The sequence below is a fragment of the Pseudonocardia sp. N23 genome (assembly GCF_002583555.1).
Classification (GTDB): Bacteria; Actinomycetota; Actinomycetes; order Mycobacteriales; family Pseudonocardiaceae; genus Pseudonocardia.
In genome coordinates this window covers 1-1,152 of sequence record NZ_BEGX01000095.1, presented here as the reverse complement: position 1 = coordinate 1,152, position 1,152 = coordinate 1, and the positions used below count along the sequence as shown (strand labels likewise).

The 1,152-nt window shown below is 70.6% G+C and carries 1 protein-coding gene; it reads right to left on the bottom strand.

Going from position 1 to position 1,152, the window contains the following annotated elements; all coding sequences use genetic code 11:
* The coding region (locus TOK_RS23000) for an IS701 family transposase (RefSeq protein WP_141566508.1) at positions 1–1,107 on the bottom strand (1,107 nt) is incomplete at its 3' end.
* Positions 1,108–1,152: the final 45 nt, after the last annotated feature.

Below are 1,152 nucleotides of genomic sequence, written 5' to 3'. Positions count from 1 at the left end.
GGCTCGGAAGGACCGGACCTGATAGTGATCGAGACCGGCGTCGTTCTTCGCGGTCTGGAAGCATTCCTCGATCGCCCACCGGGCCCCGGCCACTCGGACCAACTCGCGTAGCGGGGTCGCCGCCGGTGCGGCGCAGCGGTAGAACGCCAGCTCACGCACCGTCTTGCCCGGACTCGGATCGGTCTGGCGGCGGACGAGTAGCCAATGTCCCCAGCCGTCCGGGAGCCCGGCGGTGTCGAGGGCGACCGCGGTCCAGTCATAGATCCGTTCCCCGTGCGCGCCGGCGCCGATCGAGCGCCGCTCCCACCCGTCGCAGCCGGTGTCGCGGTCACGGGCCCCAGCGATCGTGGCAAGGACCTTAGCTCGGCGGCGGTGCCCGTCCGGGCTGGTCAGCATGTCGTCGTTGCGGGTGGCCAGCACGAACGGGATCTCGTGGTCGGCCAGCCAGTTCCGGAAGGTCGGGTTCTGCCCGTAGGCCTCGTCCGCGGTCGCCCAGGACCCGCTCGTGAGCTGCCCGCCACGCCAGGCGCGGGCGAGCATGGCGACCCCGAGCTGCGGTTTCGTCGCGAACCCGGTCCCCTCCGGGATGCCTGCCCGCGCACAGCGGTCGGGGTCCACGGTCCACGATGTCGGCAGGTAGAGCTCCCGGTCGATCAACGCCCGGCCCTTGGCCGAGGCGTAGGCCAGGAACACCCCCAGCTGACAGTTGTCGATCTTCCCGGTGGTGCCGGTGTACTGGCGCTGAACCCCGGCCGAGCGCAGGCCCTTCTTGATGAACCCGGTCTCGTCGACCACGAACACCCCCGACGCCGGATCGCCCAGCTCCTCGACGACATAGCCCCGCACGTCGTCGCGCACGCCCTCGACGTCCCAGTCCGCGGTCCGGAGGAGCCGCTGCATCCCGTCCGGCGTCCGGGCTCCCGCGTGCTCGGCCAGCGTCCAGCCGTTCTTGCGCTCGAGCCCGGCGAGCAGCCCACGCACATAGACACCGGCCCGAGCCCTGGGCTCGGACCTGGTGAACCGCCGCCCGATCAACCCCGTGACCGTGTCCAACCTCGACACCCACCCAGCAAGATCGACCACACGGTGATCATCACCGCCCGACATCGATCAGCCTCTCACGACACGCCGCGACTGCCGTTGCAGTACTAG